This is a genomic window from Nocardia uniformis NBRC 13702, from assembly GCF_001613345.1.
GTDB lineage: Bacteria > Actinomycetota > Actinomycetes > Mycobacteriales > Mycobacteriaceae > Nocardia > Nocardia uniformis.
This window is the reverse complement of the sequence record NZ_BDCE01000055.1, coordinates 36571-52445: the sequence shown is the minus strand read 5'-3', so window position 1 is coordinate 52445 and position 15875 is coordinate 36571. Positions and strand designations below refer to the sequence as shown.

Sequence of the window (15875 nt, the reverse complement as noted above, 5' to 3'; positions counted from 1 at the left end):
GAGAGCGTTTTCACCACTACCGGCACTGCCCGCTGGACCAGCCATGCCGTCCTCGATGCCGAAATCCGGCTCCTGAACGCCGCCCGCACCCCGACCGCCGCCATCCTCACCGCCCGAGAAGTCGACTCGGCGATCGAGCGAATCCAACTCAGCAGCGTCCGCGCTCTCAACCCCGGACAGCGTGAGATTGCGCGCTATTTATGCACCGCCCCAACGAAACTCGCCGTCGTGATCGGGCCCGCTGGCAGCGGAAAGACCACCGCCATGCAAGCCGTTGCCACGGCCTGGCGTGACGCCGGGCGCGATGTCATCGCCTTGGCACCGTCGGCCTCGGCAGCTCGGGAATTGTCCGCGAGTCTCGGTGTTCCGGCCCGGACCATCCACAAACTCCTCGCCCAAGCCCGTCATGGTGTGCCCACTGGGATCACGCCTGGGGCGATGCTTCTGCTCGACGAAGCGGCGATGGCCGCGACCTTCGACCTCGATGCCCTGCTCACCCTCGCCGACACCCACGGCGCGGTGATCCGTGGCGTCGGCGACCCCGCACAACTCTCCGCGGTCGAGTCCGGCGGCATCATCGCCACGATCGCCCGCGACAACCGCGCACCAGCACTCACGGAGCTGGTGCGCTTCACCGACCCGGCAGAAGCCGAAGCAACCCTGGCTGTGCGGGCGGGCAACGCCAAGCACGCGTGGGAGTTCTACGACAGCCACGGCCGCGTCACCCACGGCCTCAGTGACCAACTGCGTACGGCGATCCTGTCCGCGCACCTGGCCGATACCGACGCGGGAATCTCCTCGGTCATGATCGCCGCCACCCTTGCCGACGTCTCCGCACTCAACACCGCCGCCCAAGCGATCCACCTCGGCACCGGCCGCGTCCGCCACGACGGCGGAGGAATCCTGTTGTCCGACAACCACACCGGTCACCTCGGCGACGCCATCGTCACCCGCCTCAACAACCCCGGACTGAAAATCCTTGGCGGGCACCGTCACGGTACCCAGGTGGACAACGGCGACCTTTGGCATATCCATCGCATCCATAGAGACGGATCTGTCACCGTCACCGGAATCGGCCACCGGGGGCATGTCACCCTGCCCCCGGGCTACGTCGCCCACGAGGTCGAACTCGGGTACGCCGCCAGCATCCACCGCTCCCAAGGCATCACCGTCCGCCACGCCTACACCCTGCTCGACGACACCCTCGGCCGCGCTCTCGCTTACGTCGGTCTCACTCGCGGCACCGACCTCAACCAACTATTCCTGGCCACCGACGCCCTCATCGACTTCTCCGGCGATCAACAGCCCGATGACCCTCGAGAACCCTTCCGTTGCTTTGCCCGCGTGCTGGCGCGCGAGGACGACAACCGCTCCGCGACCGACATCATGCGCGATGAACAAGCCGCCGCCGACCACCGTGTGCGCGTCAACTACCAGCACGCCTACCAACTTCTCGCCGATGCCCGCGGCGAATTTCTGCTCACCCGAGCACTTCCCGTCCTGTTCGCCCATGAGGCCAAACACTCGCCGAAATACCAGGACCTGCTCGATACGATCGCGCTCGCCGACGCCCACCGCCTCGACACCGGCGAACTCGTCGCCGCCATCGCCACCAACAACTGCGAAGACCTCGGCGAATCCCTGGCCACCGCCCGCGACACCGCCGCCGTACTCCGAGCGCGAGCCGACCGCTGGATCCAACAACGCCTCGCGCCAATCCCCAACCTGATCACCGTCGCCCCCGTCGAAACCCTCACCACCACAGATCCTCACGCCATCACCGACACCATCGATCGCCTCAACACACTTCCGGTCATGACCACACCCGCCGCACAACGGTTCCGCGCTTTACGTGATGCCCCGTACTCAGGCCCCTTCCTCCCGGTGCCCACCCCGTGGTCCGGCATGGACACCGAATTGGTCATCTACGCACGTGAACTGCGGCGACGACTCCTCAGCCCCACCGCCGACACCACCCTCCCCGACACCACGACGCGTCAGAATGTGCCGCCAGTCGCGGCCCACCATCGCCCGGACTCCGACGAGAGCCAGCATCTCCACCACCCCACCATCGTTCTCGGCCAGGCCGAAACCCTTACTGCTACCGGTAGTTATGACTCGAGTGCTTTCATCACGCGGATCAACACCCTCGAGCTCCTGATCACCAGGCCAGAGCTTGTACAAGAAGCCGACGCCCGTCGTCGGCCCGCGCCGGTGACCGCCGAGCGCCTGGCCCGTATGCACGCCGACTACCACGCCTACGTCAAACAACTCGCCGACACCCACACCGAGCGCACGTTCTACCGCGCGATGCCGGCGGTCCTGTACCGACTAGCTGCCAACTCCCGACACTGGAATGCCCTGCTGGACACGATGGCCCTCGCCGCCGCCCACCGCCTCGATACCACCGCCTTGATCGCCGCTATCGCCACCGACAACGGCAACGACCTGGGAGCCTCGCTACTGCTCGTCCCCGACACCGCACGTGAACTCCGCGACCGCGCTGATATCTGGATCTTCGACCATCTCCCCGACCCACGACCCACACCAAAAACCCGCCGTTTCCGCATCGCCGATACAGCACCTGACGGCCGCCGCCAGACCCGCACGTGGATCCTGGACCGCCATCCCAATCCCCAACCCGCATCCCAGAACCGGCAGTTCCGCGCACTGACCGACCTGCCCTACACGGGCCAATTCCGGCCGATACCCAACTACCCTGGCCGCGACGAAAACCTGGCCAACTTCGCCCGCGAACTGCGCACTCGAATCAAAGAGGCCCAGTCGCGCCACCGCAGCGCTACCTCTGCATCTGCGCCGTCCCCAACCACCACGCCTGCGCCGCGTTCACCCGCTTCCCGCAAGACTGCTGCGTCCGCACGCCGTCGCATAAAACCCGCCAGTGCGGCCCGGCGACCACGTCGTCGCGGTATGTGATTGCGGCAGGGCCCGAACGAGTCCCCCTCATCGATATTTCAGGAAAGTTGCCGAAATGGGGTTGGGACTGCCCCGAGTTCGGTTGACTCGCTGACCTGTCCCAGGGTTTGAGTCAACCGAACCGGGGGGGCAGTCCCCGCGGGATGGGGAACCATCGAGCGGATCCTTTGTGCCTGCGAGGTCACCACCCGCGAACTTGCCGCCGCGTGGGAGAAGACACTCGAACGTGCGAGCCAGTTCGTAGTCGGGGAACCACCGTTTCGGTGGCTGTCGCGTAGTTGGTCGAAAAGACTTGTCTGGCACGTGATCACAACACCGCGAGAAATCCATGGAGGCCGGTTGGCCGCCTCCAGCAGAGCTGATGCGGTATTCAGATCTGTGATCTCATCCAGTGGTCGACGCGGTCGATCACAGGAACCACTAGGCCATCTGCGACCAGCGCACGAATGCCTGGCTTCGGCAACCGGTGCGGGACCCGATACATCCGACGAACCTGCGTGGTCACCCAATCAGTCACCGATTCACCGCGCCATGACGCGGCGTCGATACGTACCAGTATCGGCACTTACAGCCGGGCGTAGTCGGTGGGCAGGTCGAGGCGCCGGTGAATCATCTGCTGACAGATCAATGCGCGCGCTGTCGCCGACAGCGCCGCAACCTCTGTGCCGCGGATGACAAGCGGCTGTGGAACTGCGTCCGTCGTGGGTTTCCGCCGGCAGGCCGCGAGTTCCTCGACGCAGCCGAGAGGGATCGTGTCTGCCTGGACCGGGCGAACCTCGTAGGCCATCACCTCGGCCGCGATGTCCTCAGAGTTTGAGCATCCTTCAGCCTGAGCGACATTGGTGGCTAGACGTACCGTCATCGGTTCGATGAGGTCGAGAGAATGCCACACCCGGTGCCACCAGGCCACTCGCATCTTGACTACTCCTCATGTACGGCGGTCAGTGCGCGTGTACAGCGTTCGGCCCCATGCGCTGATATCGGTGTCACCTACCCTGCGAGACATTGTTTCACCGGCCACCGACCCCCACCAGGGATATCGGCTCCGATGTCCCATACGTCGACGCCGTGATCCGGGTCCACGGCGACATCGACCTGCGGGGTGGACTCGAAGTCGGGTCCGGGCTCGGTGACAGGACGGGTCTGCGCGCGCCGGATTCCGCGTTCTGCGGCGACTCCGGCGGGGGACAGGTGACAACGGCGGTCCACTGGTCGGCGCTATTCGCCCGCTGGGACGCGCGGTGAGTACGAACAGCTTGTGCGCGGACTTCGGCGGCGATTTCGCGCACACGGGCTTCGTGATCGATGGCGGCCGCCGATATCCGCGTCCATTGGGCCCGGAGGATCGCGGGTGGCGGGCCGGTCTGGCTGCCGATGATTGAACCGAGTTTCGGGATAGCGTCAGAGAGCAGCAACGCACTCACTCTGTCAGCCGCAACACGACATGCGTCGCGGTTGCGGAGACTGTCAGAAATAATGCGAATACTGTCAACTACAGCGAGAACGGACACAAGGACAAACCGAATTAGCTTGGCGGACGGCTGATCCGAATGAATTGGAAGTTCTTCGGACAGTGATATTTATGGTTTCTCACGCCACTCGGATACGGCCGAACCATTCGGACTCTACCTCGTTGGGCGTGCGGTAGCCCAGCGTCGAATGCAACCGGATCTGATTGTAACGCAGCTCAATATAACGTGCGATATCGGCCCTTGCATGCTCTCGGGTGTGGTGTCCGGAAAACTTCCAGCACTTCACACCCGCGAGGGCCAGTACACCGCTTCTTCATTGGCGTCGGCGCGTGGGCCGCGCACCGGACCCAGTCACCGACGGATCTCGATGCTTGGTGTCGGTCGGCTGGCTGATGATGGTGTGGTGGCATGCGGGTATCGGTCGGATTTCTTTGGCCACCAAGGGAATACCTGCTCCTGTTCTCTGGCCGACCCGGCCCGATGCCCACGAGGGATGCGAGGGGATTCGATGACTACCCACCGACCGACCGGCCCGCCAAGGCCAACCGTGGACCGGCGAGGGCTACGCGCTGTTGTTCGATGCGCTCGCTCGCGTTCTCGACGATGACGATATCGCCGATTTGGACAAGCCACACGTGTGCGAAGAGACCTGCACGGTGTGACTTGTCGGCATTGCCCTCGAGCGGGTCTAACGCCCGGTCGCGATCTCGGTGGGAGCGCCGAGGTGTGCTTGAGTCAGCCGAAGGATTTCCTGAACGCAGCGCGACAAACTCGGGCCGAGAAGAGTCGCTGCGGATCGCTGCAGGGGGCTCCGACGCCGGGCCCGGTCGGCGTGTCAGTTCCAGGGACGCCAGTCCGCGAGCCGGACTAGGGCCATCATGTTGTCGCGGTGAGTCAGGCAAGCTGCGTACGTCGCGCCTTTGCCGGGGAAGCTTTCCAGGCATTCGGCTGCGAGGTCCCAGGACAGCTGATCGTCGCACTTGGGAAGGTCTGAGCCGCGTTCGTAGCACATATCGTGCTTGGCGCAGGCGCCCCGAAAGTCCGCGTCGGTGATACCCGGCCAGTCCACCGGGTGGGCTCCGCTGAAGCCGTTGCCCGTGTAGCTGCAGTAGTCGTGAATCTTTGGACGCGAGTCATTCGGGTTGTATTCATAGCCGGGGGGGCAGGAACGGCGCGGCCACCGGATCCGGGCTCGGCATTGCCAGCAGTTGCGGCCGAGATCTGAAGGACTACAGCAATAGTCGCCATGACGATACCGGCGGCAGCGCGTCGTGCTCGCGCCTGACTGGAGCCTTTGCCGAGGGCACGAAGGCTGTTGCTTTTGACGCTCTCGTTGCCAATGTTGTCGCTCATGTGGGCTTTTCCGTTCGTTATTGTCCCGGTGTTGGGATGCTGATTGATCCTGGGTTGTTGAGTGGCGGGTCGGGTCAGGCCTTCCGGCCCCGACCCGCCACTGATGTGGAATGGCAGTGTGTTCAGTACTCGTGGCCGGTACCCCGCGCGTTCGGGTGGATGGTGGCGGTCGACGAGATGTCGACGAGAACGAAGATCGCAATCCCTCGACGGGCTCGCCGAAGTCCAGCTGGCGCACGGCGATCGCGGCGGGCGGTCGCCAATCTCCTCGCGGCACGAAGCGTCATCGGCCGGGCACGTTCCCGGTGCCACCTACCAGATCCCCGACGGCTGGATACTCCGTCCGGTGCATGCGGTAGTCGATGGTATTGGCGGGATGCGCAGCTGGCGCGCGGTGCGGCACCGGTTGAGTTCGCTCGTTCACCACTATTTTGCGACCTCGCGTACAGCAAGACAGTGGCAACGTATTGACCCTGCGGCGCCCGGCGCGCGAAGGAACACTGCCGCGCTCCGAGGCATCCGCAGGGACGGTGAAGCGTCCTCGAACGGGGGAGTGCCAGTGAAGTGAATGCGCACTACGACAGAGAATTCGGTGCCGGTCCAACGCCGTGGTCAGTGACCGGCATCGACCTCTAGGTGGCCGCTGGTTCGGGTGATCTAGACGGTGAAATACCAGTAGCCGTCGTCACCGAGGTAGCAGACGGTCACCATGCTGTCGGGTTCCTCGGACCAGTACTCGGTGTAGCCGTTCGGGGCCAGCTCCTTGTTGCCATCGCCGAGGGAATCGAACTCCTCCTCGCTCGGCTGGCTTTCGCCGCTGCCGCCACCGTCGGGATTCGTTTGAACCCAGTCGTAGGCTTCGACACATTCTTCCGAGCTTTCGAAGGGTCCGTACGTCTGCGCGGACGCCTGCCCGGCGAGGCCGAAGCTGGCGAGAACAGCGGCCGCAGCGGCCGCGATGATGGTGCGTTTCATTGTCTTTCGTCCTTGCGTAGGGGTTCCGATGCGGATAACACGTATAGCGGTGCGGAGTATCAGGAGTTCGTGATGTGCCACTTGCGGTCCAAGCCCATGCGGCAGTACTTCAGGCTCTGGAACGTCTCATCGTCGTTATATGGCAGTTCAGGCCGGAGGTACGGAATCGCCTGTTCGCATTCGGCTTTGCTGTCGAAGGTGTTGTCGTCGGTCGCGCTGGCGGAGACCGCGGTGACGAGAGGCAGGACGGCGGCGGTCACGGCGGTAATGAGAACCTTCCTCGACCGATTCATGTGCTCTCCCTTGCAGATTCAGGCGCTGCGCCGGTGCCACCGATAACTGTGACGATGGCGAACCGCCCTTGGTTTGATTCGAGGGTGGTGGTGCTCGGGAACAGGGCGACAGCCCGTGAGGTCAACGTCAATTCTTCGCTCGCACTACGGCGATCACTCCGTCGACGTAGGTGTTGCAGCTCTTGCGTCGGTGGTAGTCGAGAGTCGAGCTGAACGCCCAGTTGCACACCGCCTGCAGATCCGACTCGAAATCATCGTGACAGTCGCCGTACACCTGATCGTCCCTGTGTTTCTCCATGCACTGGTCGTGCCGGGCGCACGCGCCTTTGAAATCGGCGCCGAGATATTCGTTCGGCATGGGGCTGGTGCAATAGTCGTGCAGATCACCCGAACCGGGTTCGTAATTGCCTGGCACCGGAACGGGATTCGGATCTGCCACCGCGATCGCGACACTGCCGATCGTGAGTAATGACGTCGCTGCGCCGACGACGATCACTTGTACCGTGGTGCGCAAAATGCCGCTCATCTCTGCTTCCTCCTTCTTTTGACGTAATGGTCAAAGATCTGGGTCGACGATGATCGCGTTGCCCGATCTTCGCCGGGCCGCAACGGTCAACCTCTTTGTGTGCGTGAGTTTCTCGATGCGACCGGCGGCTAGCTCGCTGCGGAATCAGGTGTAGTAGCGGCCCACGAGGACAGTGCGCGCCGGCATCGGTTCCGCTATCGAAGCGACGAGTGGAGTGGTGCTGTGTTCGAGCCGGGTCGCGTCGAACACGATTGCGTCGCCGGCGCGGAGAAATAGTTCCACCCCCGCAACCACCAGTGACCCACCGTGATCTCGCGAGCTCACGGACTCCAGGCAGACCAGCACTTGAACGGTTCCGGCCCGGTCGCGATGGGGGTTGATGTACTCCCCGGGACCATAGCGCGATGTCCAACACATCAGGCTGTCGATCGTGACGGGCTCGGCCAACGCTTGGATCATCGTGGTGAGCTTCGGGTGCCGGTAGAACTCGTAGCCGGGATCTCCGGCGACGAGGTCCTGTTCCTCCCACGACACATTCTCGAGTCCGCATCGCACACGTCTGCGGGCTCTCCCCTCCGTTGAATGCAGTAGGTATTCGGCTTGGTCAGGACCGATCAACCCTGGTAGATGAACGAAGCGCTGCGCCGCGAACAACCGCATCAGGCCACGCAGGTCGGCATACCGCACGAAGGGCCGACTCTCGGACCTGAGGCTGTGTTTCCCCATCTCGTAACCTCGATCGGTAGGTAGGTCCTGAACCATTGCGCTGTCGTCGTTCTCAGTACTGCCCGCCGCGGGGTTTGCAGACGAACTGGCCAGGAAAACAACGTGGATCGCAGCCGGGGTGACAACCCGGATTGCAATCGGGGTTGCATTTCCCGTCCCGGTGGCGGTGACTCTCGGTGGTCGCGTTCCCGATGGCGGTCCTGGCGGTCGCCAGCTCGGGACTTTCGATGACCTGTCGCAAGCTGGACTCCAGTACATCCCCGACCTGAAGGGAGCGGGTGAAGACGCACGGGCGCACCACCCCATCCGGGTAGACGGCCAGGACATCGCCGGCGCATTGGCCGCACAATTCCTCGAGAGGTGTGTCCACCTCCGTATTTGCCCGACCCGCACGTCGTACGCGATCGACATCGATGTACTGCACTCCCAGATCCGTCAGGAGTTGACGGGCTTCGTCGATCCGCTGGTCCTCGAGCACCGACACGATGCCGACGCGAATCGGAATACCGAGCGCGATCGCCTTGCGGATGTTCTCGGTGGTCCGCTTGTGCGCCAAGGCATTTCCGGTGATCAGCGTGTGTTGCTCGGGCTGATCGGAGTAGTAGCTGGTCGCTAGTTGGACGCCGTACTCCACGAGCGTGTCCCAAATATCGGCGCGGATCCGGACCAGATTCGAGTACACCTCCGTAGCGATCCCACGCGCGGACGCGTGTCGGATGAGTTCGGGCAGTGCGGGGTGCAGCGTCGGCTCGCCGCCGATGAACTGGATCTCGCGCACACCGATGTCAGCGGCATCATCGATGACCTTCAGCCAGTCACCGGTCGTCATCGTGCCGTGCGATTTTGTGGGTCCGCTGTCGGCGTAGCAATGGGTACAGCTGAGCTGGCACCGCTCGGTCAGTTCCAGCCAGAGGAACGACGCGCCTCGACTCGACGCCGGTTCCCGAGCCGGCATGGGACGAATGTCGAATTTGGAAGCGACTACCTCGGTGACATTCTTGTCCGGGAACACCCCGCCACCGGAGGTGAGGAACTGCGCTTCGGTCACCTCACCGAAGCTGGTCTCGGTCACTGTGCCCTCGTCACCGCGGCGGACATGACCGAAATCTTTGGCGGCAACGACGCGGTCGCCTTTCTGATAGCCCATGGCCGAATCTCCTGACATGGTTGCGGAGCCAAATGCTCCGTGCCCCACTGACTGTGGATGACAGCGGCCGACACCTGAATGGACAAGCACTGCCCGCACAGAGTCAAAGATTCCGCGCGGCCCTTTGACCTGTAGTTCTCCGGTGAACGCTGGTCTGTGTGTGGTGATCTTGTGTGCCCCTGCCGATCGGTAGGGGCCGGTATCTACTGGCTGGTAGATATCGAATGCTGTTGCAGCGCACCGTGCTGCGATGGATATGCATTTGCCTCGCGCCTGGCGAATCGCCGATATCCTGTGTTCTCCCGCAGCCGGGGAGGATTCGAGGGGAACCGCAGGTGTTCAACGATGACGGCGAGCCATTCGGTACGCAGTGGCAGCGACTCCGCAAGGAAAAGCGGCTGACCCAAGAGCGGCTGGCCGAGTTGATGCGATGCGACGTCGGCTACATCAGCCAGATCGAGAACGGGCATCGTCTGCCCTCAAAAGACTTCGCCGAACGAGCAGACACCGCCTTGGACGCCAACGGAGGACTCTTCGCCGCGTGGGCAGTCGAAGGTTGCCCATTTCCTGGACTGCGCCCGTTCTCACGTAGAGAGTCTCGCTGGTTCCAAGGGCGAGCACAGGCCGCCGAAGTGCTATTCGGCCTGATTCGATCCCGCGCCGAAAACGGCGGTGGCTCTGTGCTCTTGACCGGTGACTCGGGGGCGGGGAAGTCCTCGCTCCTAGCCGCCGGGTTGGAACCACTACTGCGCAAACGGAGCCTGATCCGAGGCGTCCGCAAGGGCACGCCGTCGGTCGCGTTCACCCCGACTTCGGATCCGATGGCCGCTCTGCAGGCCGCTCGCGTCGCGACCGCAGATATCGCTGGGCCGGTGGTCTGGATCATCGATCAGCTTGAGGAGTTGTTCACCGCGACAGACGATGTGCGGGTACATGAGGAGTTTCTCGACGAGATCACTCGGCCGACCACTCGCCAGGGACATCCTGTGGTCGTGGTGCTGGGTGTACGCCAGGACTATTACTCCCGCTGCATGGCGCATCCCGATATCCGCGCCGCGGTGACGACCGGGCATCTGGCGCTCGGACCGATGACCGCCGACGAAGTCCGCCACGCTATCGAACAACCCGCGCAGGACGCCGGCATCGTGTTCGAAACCGGCCTGGTCGACGTGCTGCTCAACGATCTAGGCCTGGATCTGACCCGCTCCACCGCAACCTACGATCCGGTGAGACTCCCACTGCTGGCTCACACACTGCGCCAATTGTGGTTACGCGCCACCGACAACCTCCTCACTCTCACCGACTATCAAGAACTGAAGGGGTTGGCCGGATCGGTGGCCACCACCGCCGAAGGAGCATGGGACAGGTTCACCGCCACCGAGCAAGCAGCAGCCAAGCCCATGCTGCTGGCATTGGTTCACCTCGAGGAGAACGCGGACCCCGCACGGCGCAGCGCGCCCCGTGAGCAGCTGCTCGCAGCGACAGGCGACACCGAGGTCGGCGCCCGCCTACTGGACGCGTTCACCGACTGGCAGGTTCGGCTGCTGGCCGCCACCGATGACGGCATCACCTTCAGCCATGAGGCCGTGCTGCGGGAATGGCCACGACTTGCTGGCTGGATCACCGACGATCGCGAGGACATCCTCACCCACCGTCGGCTCACCACCGCAGCACAACAGTGGCACCGCGACAACAAGTCGGTCGACGCACTACTGTCGGCCGGACGGACCGAGGAGTTCCAGCGCTGGGTCGAGCACAGCCACCATCACACGCCGATCGGTGCCGCGGAGCGCGAATTCCTTGACGCCAGTGTCGAATACCACGCACAGCTCACACAGCAGGAAAGACAACGACAAGAGCATCTGCGGATCGTTGCCGAGAAGTTGGCATCCCAGCACCGCCGCCTGAAAAAGCTGGTCGTCGCGTTGACCTTGGTCGGCGTCGTGCTGATCGCCGCGACGCTCTTCGCCCTGGACGCCAAACGCAATGAAGCGGACCAGTTTCGGCGCTCGCACGCCCACGAGCAGGCAACGATCTCCTATATCGTCCGTTCAGGGGAACCGGAGGTAGGCGGGTTGCTGGCGGTGCAGGCATTCCGCGCGAATCCTGACGTGCAGACCCGAAGCGCCCTACTCAACACCCAGGTCGACCGTTTCCTCGGCCGGATCGTGGCTAGCGATCTCCCGTTGTACGGGGTCGCCTACAGCCCAGACGGAACACTGATCGCGGCCTCTGGCTACGACCAATTCGTGCGCCTGTGGGACGCGCGCGACAGACGCGAACTCGCGGCATGGACCACCGGCACCAAGGGCGGTTCCGCGGTCACGTTCAGCCGCGACAGCCGGCGAGTAGCCAATGCGCACGACGGCACGCTACGGATTTGGAGCACGACCGGCACTGAGCCGGTTGTCGAGCGACACGGGCTCAAAAGCGGCATGAGCAATCTCGCGTTCAGCCCGGACGGAACGATCTTGGCCGCCCTGGCACAGCACACCAAGGAGGGACCCACCGACGTTCAGTTCTTCGACGCCGTCACCCTCGACAGGGTTCCCGGACCCCGTGGCGACATCGGCGCTGGTGCCACTGTGGTGGCATTCAGCGAGGACACCGGCATGTTCGCGATCGCGGGCAAAGACTCGGTACAGGTGTGGCGAACCCTCGACGCGGAACCGATCACCGTCGATCGGCCGCCGGCACAACACCGCCCGATCGCGCTGGCGATGAGCCGCGACGGCCGCATCCTGGTAGTCAGTGACTACTCCGGGTGGGTCACCTGGTTCGACCTCGGTGACAGCGGCCGCGAAGTCCGGTCCGAGAAGTTCAGCAGCGCCGCATGGGGACTGGATCTGACCCCGGACGGCACCGTAGTGGCCATCGGACTCGACGACCATTCGGTCCAACTCTTCGACACCGCCGCTGCCACCGGCCCCGCGATCGCCAGCCTCGTCGGCCACACCAACTCCATCCACCGCCTTACCTTCAACACCGACGGCACCACCTTGCTCACCGCGAGCTCGGACGGAACGATCGGCACGTGGGACACCGCCGACCTAGGGTCACTGCACCCCGCTGCGCCGGCTGCGGCCTTTGCCTATAGCCGCAACGGGCGCACCCACGCGGTCGCCGCCGCCGACGGGAGCGTGCACCTGTGGCACAGCGCGACCGGCTACCGCCGTCAACAACTGCCCGGATCGCCTCGCGAACCGACAGGATTGGCCTTCGCCGCCGACGACCGATTCCTGGTCCACGGCGGCGCCGACGGACTCCGAGTACTAGACACCGCCACCTCGGCGGTGCTGCCACTGGGCACCACCGCGGTCGACGCTCTCGCGGTCAGCGAAGACACCAACACCGTGGCAGTCGCCTGGGATACGAACGTCGTAGAGCTGTGGGATGCGCGCGAGTGGCGACCGCTCGGTGTTCTCCCCACCGCAGATCCCGATCCGCTGATCAGTCTCGCTTTCGGCGGGAACACCCACCTCGCCGCAGGTTCCTACACCAACAGCCTCACCGTCTGGGACCTCTCCGGCGCGAAACCCGAACGCTCCGACTACATCCGGACCCGCAGCGACGTCACCGCCGTAGCGTTCAGCCCCGACATGCGACTGCTCGCCTACGCCACCGCGCAAGGACGCATCAACACCCACGACATCTCCACGCGCAAACCACTCGGTGCCGAACCCGACCACGAACTCGCCGTGCTCCACCCCGACGCTGTCGACCAACGCACCGCCGGCCTTCGACACTTCGCCCGGTCGCTGACCTTCAGCCCGGACAGCCAATTCCTCTCCGCGGCAAGCGACGACGGCATCATCCGACTCTGGCAGACTCGCAGCGACAGTGCCTCACAACCGTATGCGGTATTGACCGCCCAAGGTGGAGCGACCACCGCCGCAGTCTTCGAGCTCACCGGCCGCCACCTCATCAGCGTCGACGCGAGTGGAGTAGTACGGCGTTGGAACCTGGCCGTCGACGACGCCGCAACCAAGGCGTGCACGGTGGCGGGCATCTCGGACCCGACGCGGTGGCTCGACCGTGACACCGCACTGCTCGACAAGAACAGCTGCTGAGCCGACCATCTGTCGAATCCCTCTGCGACACACGCCTCTACCGCGCGGTAACCGATCGGAAGCTACCGGCGGGTAGAGACGTTTCGGTGTGCGCGCACAGAAGACTGCCGCCCTGGAAATACCTGGTAGCAGGCCTTGGACTGGGTTTCCGCACATGATGTCCATTCTTGTGAGCCCCACGATCGTCGACTGTTGTGGCGTGCGGCGCGCTTGCTTTCCGAGCCCGACCGCCGCAACAGATCGGTAGCGTCGGGAAGGACACGATGGGGTACGACACAACACTCGAGGACCCGCGGCGAACACCCGGTGACCCCAAACAGTCCGCCTACACCATGTTGTCGCGCGCACGGCGCACCCACATCGTCTACGGCACTGCCTCAGCAGCCGAGTGCTGGAACGCGATCGTCGAGGCGGCCCCGGTATTCGCCGACGCCGTCGCCGTATCGCGAACCATCGGCACCTTCGCGAACCACCGCCACATCGTGTGGGTCGCCCTCGAAGGCCCCCACGGCTCGGCCGTCGCCATTTTCGTGCGCGAGCACACCGAGGCCGATGCTGTCGATCCCGACTTCGTCCATCGAGAGATCAGTGAACGGCTCGCCGCACTGTCGGCACCATGGTCGTGCAGCGCCACCGCGCTGCTCGCCGACACCGTGACCGTGCCATCGCGATTCGCGAGAATCTTCGCCTCCGCCGAGGTCCTCGATCTCGCGCCGCTCAGCGCCCCAACCACCCCCACACTTGAGCGTCGGTTCGACCACCAGACCAGCCCCGCACCGCGGACACCACGATGGAACGGCGCCGCCCTCGCCGCGGTGGCAGTCGCCGCGGCGATGGCCGTGATCGTCGCCGTCGCGATGGCGACCGGCGGCTCCGAAACCACCGGGGACGCCGCCGAATACCTCAGCGAGGACACAACCTACGAAGTACCCGCCGACACAACCGAATACCAGACACCCGAATACCAACTGCCCAACGGCGCCAGGCTGTGCAACATCTTTCCCGGCGAGACATTTCCGCACGTGGCAGTCAACGAAACCACAACCTGCCCATTCGCCGAAAACGTGCGAATAGAGGTCATCAACGCCGACACCTTCGCCTTAACCCTCGACGCCTACAGCCCCCAGTTGGCACGACACATCACCATGGGCTGCGCATGGGAGACCGACGCGGTAGTGCTCTGCCGAGGCGGCGTCAACGCATGGGTCGCTCTGTATTGAAAAGCGCTCTGACACAACGACTGTGCATACATCCAACGCGCGTACCCGACCCAGGGAACACGCACACCGAGCAGTAGCGGGAATACACATCATGACATGCAACACCTGCGGAACCGTTCTGGCGCAAGGAGATCGCACCTGCGGCTTCTGCGGCGCACCAGCGAGCACGGCTGAATCGCCCCACCAGTCCGGGTTCGAACCCGCCGTTTCCCCTCCGCCACCACCCAATCCCACCCCTGCGGCGACGGCCTTCAATCCCGCCGCGCGCAGCCATTCCGGACAATCACCACCACTCGTTGCACATCAGCCCCACACATCCGGAGCGGCGCACACCCATGGTCTACCCAGCGGTTCGACTCTCGATGTCCACGGCAAGTACCGCGCCGAGCGGGTCAAACACGAGCCACCCGACGCCTTCGTCAGCGATGCGGTCACCGCGAAAGTGCTGCTGCCGCACTTCCTGCGCACCATCCCGCTCATGATCATGAGCTTCCTGCTGTTCATCGGATCATTCCTGCTGGCCTTCGGGATGGCCCTCGGCAGTGCCAGTTCCTCGGGTTCATCGAGCAGCGCCGAAGACGGCGCCTCGTTCTTTCTGCTGACCATGTTCGTCATCTTCGTGACATGGACCGTGGTGCTGTGTATCCCTCTGCGCGAGCCGATCTCGGAGTACGGCCTGCTCATCGAGGGCCGCGCACCAGCACAGGCGCCGTCCTACGCGTGGATCACACGCACCCACCGCGAACGGCGCTCACCGTTCGGCGTGAAACTCGGCCGAGTCACCGGAGCGCCGGTGATGCTGCTGTCGGGGGAGCGACGCGTCCACGCGATGATCGTGGTCCAGACCTGCGGCACCGACCTCTATGTCGGCTGGAGTATGTGGCGCTCGCGCTCGACCGTTGTCGTTCTCGCTCACCTGATTCGCGACATCTTCCAGAGCAGTTCGCATCTGAGCCTGGCAAGCGAGATGCGGACGGCCTCCAACCGCGCGTTGCGAGAACTGGTACACAGTCTGACCCGCGAAGGTGTGCAAGCCGCGATCATCGCTCCGCCACTGTCGCACGACGACGCGGTCAACGACATCGCGCGTCTACCCGATCTCACCGCCGGCCAGCCCAGCTTCCTCGTACCGTCGACCACCTCGATTCGAGGATGA

13 protein-coding genes and 1 pseudogene are annotated in these 15875 nt (G+C 64.2%); 6 read left to right on the top strand and 8 right to left on the bottom strand.

The annotated features are described in order from the left end of the window. Positions 1 to 2937: ATP-dependent DNA helicase (locus NU1_RS19140; protein ID WP_157552524.1), on the top strand; the 2937-nt coding region annotated here is incomplete at its 5' end. Between the two features lie 565 nt (positions 2938 to 3502). On the opposite strand, the gene NU1_RS19130 is transcribed toward NU1_RS19140, so the two are convergent. Then, positions 3503 to 3853, bottom strand: a complete 351-nt coding sequence (locus NU1_RS19130; RefSeq protein ID WP_157552521.1) for a hypothetical protein — start codon at positions 3851 to 3853, stop codon at positions 3503 to 3505. An 89-nt stretch (positions 3854 to 3942) separates the two neighbouring features. On the opposite strand from NU1_RS19130, the gene NU1_RS19125 reads away from it, so the two are divergent. Then, entirely contained in the window at positions 3943 to 4182 is a 240-nt protein-coding gene (locus tag NU1_RS19125) for a hypothetical protein (protein ID WP_067523156.1), read from the top strand. Continuing rightward, on the top strand, positions 4179 to 4319 hold the full coding sequence (locus tag NU1_RS41565) for a hypothetical protein (RefSeq protein WP_157552518.1): 141 nt from the start codon (positions 4179 to 4181) through the stop codon (positions 4317 to 4319). The genes NU1_RS19125 and NU1_RS41565 overlap by 4 nt, the downstream gene beginning before the upstream one ends. Before the next feature lie 208 nt (positions 4320 to 4527). On the opposite strand, the pseudogene NU1_RS41560 reads toward NU1_RS41565, so the two are convergent. The 7 genes and pseudogenes from NU1_RS41560 to NU1_RS19095 all read right to left on the bottom strand — a co-directional run. Further along, a pseudogene (locus NU1_RS41560) lies at positions 4528 to 4665 on the bottom strand (IS3 family transposase); the annotation flags it as partial. A gap of 256 nt (positions 4666 to 4921) precedes the next feature. Next, positions 4922 to 5044, bottom strand: a complete 123-nt coding sequence (locus NU1_RS43815) for a hypothetical protein (protein WP_281221244.1) — start codon at positions 5042 to 5044, stop codon at positions 4922 to 4924. Positions 5045 to 6419: 1375 nt separating this feature from the next. Beyond that, positions 6420 to 6737: a hypothetical protein gene (locus NU1_RS19115; RefSeq protein WP_067523154.1), complete on the bottom strand. Its 318-nt coding sequence runs from the start codon at positions 6735 to 6737 to the stop codon at positions 6420 to 6422. A gap of 59 nt (positions 6738 to 6796) precedes the next feature. After that, positions 6797 to 7030, bottom strand: a complete 234-nt coding sequence (locus NU1_RS19110) for a hypothetical protein (RefSeq protein WP_067523153.1) — start codon at positions 7028 to 7030, stop codon at positions 6797 to 6799. A 127-nt stretch (positions 7031 to 7157) separates the two neighbouring features. Next, entirely contained in the window at positions 7158 to 7556 is a 399-nt protein-coding gene (locus NU1_RS19105; protein ID WP_067523152.1) for a phospholipase A2 family protein, read from the bottom strand. A gap of 144 nt (positions 7557 to 7700) precedes the next feature. Then, a complete protein-coding gene (locus NU1_RS19100) occupies positions 7701 to 8282 on the bottom strand; it encodes a hypothetical protein (RefSeq protein WP_157552513.1) in 582 nt (193 codons plus the stop codon). Positions 8283 to 8334: 52 nt separating this feature from the next. Beyond that, positions 8335 to 9429 (bottom strand): radical SAM/SPASM domain-containing protein, encoded by a 1095-nt coding sequence (locus tag NU1_RS19095; RefSeq protein WP_169815098.1) that lies wholly within the window; start codon positions 9427 to 9429, stop codon positions 8335 to 8337. Positions 9430 to 9764: 335 nt separating this feature from the next. Between NU1_RS19095 and NU1_RS19090 the strand changes: the two genes are divergently transcribed. From NU1_RS19090 to NU1_RS19080, 3 genes are all read left to right on the top strand, one after another. Then, entirely contained in the window at positions 9765 to 13499 is a 3735-nt protein-coding gene (locus NU1_RS19090; RefSeq protein ID WP_067523150.1) for an nSTAND1 domain-containing NTPase, read from the top strand. 263 nt (positions 13500 to 13762) lie between these two features. Further along, positions 13763 to 14719: a hypothetical protein gene (locus NU1_RS19085; protein WP_067523149.1), complete on the top strand. Its 957-nt coding sequence runs from the start codon at positions 13763 to 13765 to the stop codon at positions 14717 to 14719. A 91-nt stretch (positions 14720 to 14810) separates the two neighbouring features. Further along, positions 14811 to 15875 carry a zinc ribbon domain-containing protein gene (locus NU1_RS19080; protein ID WP_067523148.1) on the top strand — a complete coding sequence of 355 codons (1065 nt, stop codon included), beginning with the start codon at positions 14811 to 14813 and terminating at the stop codon, positions 15873 to 15875.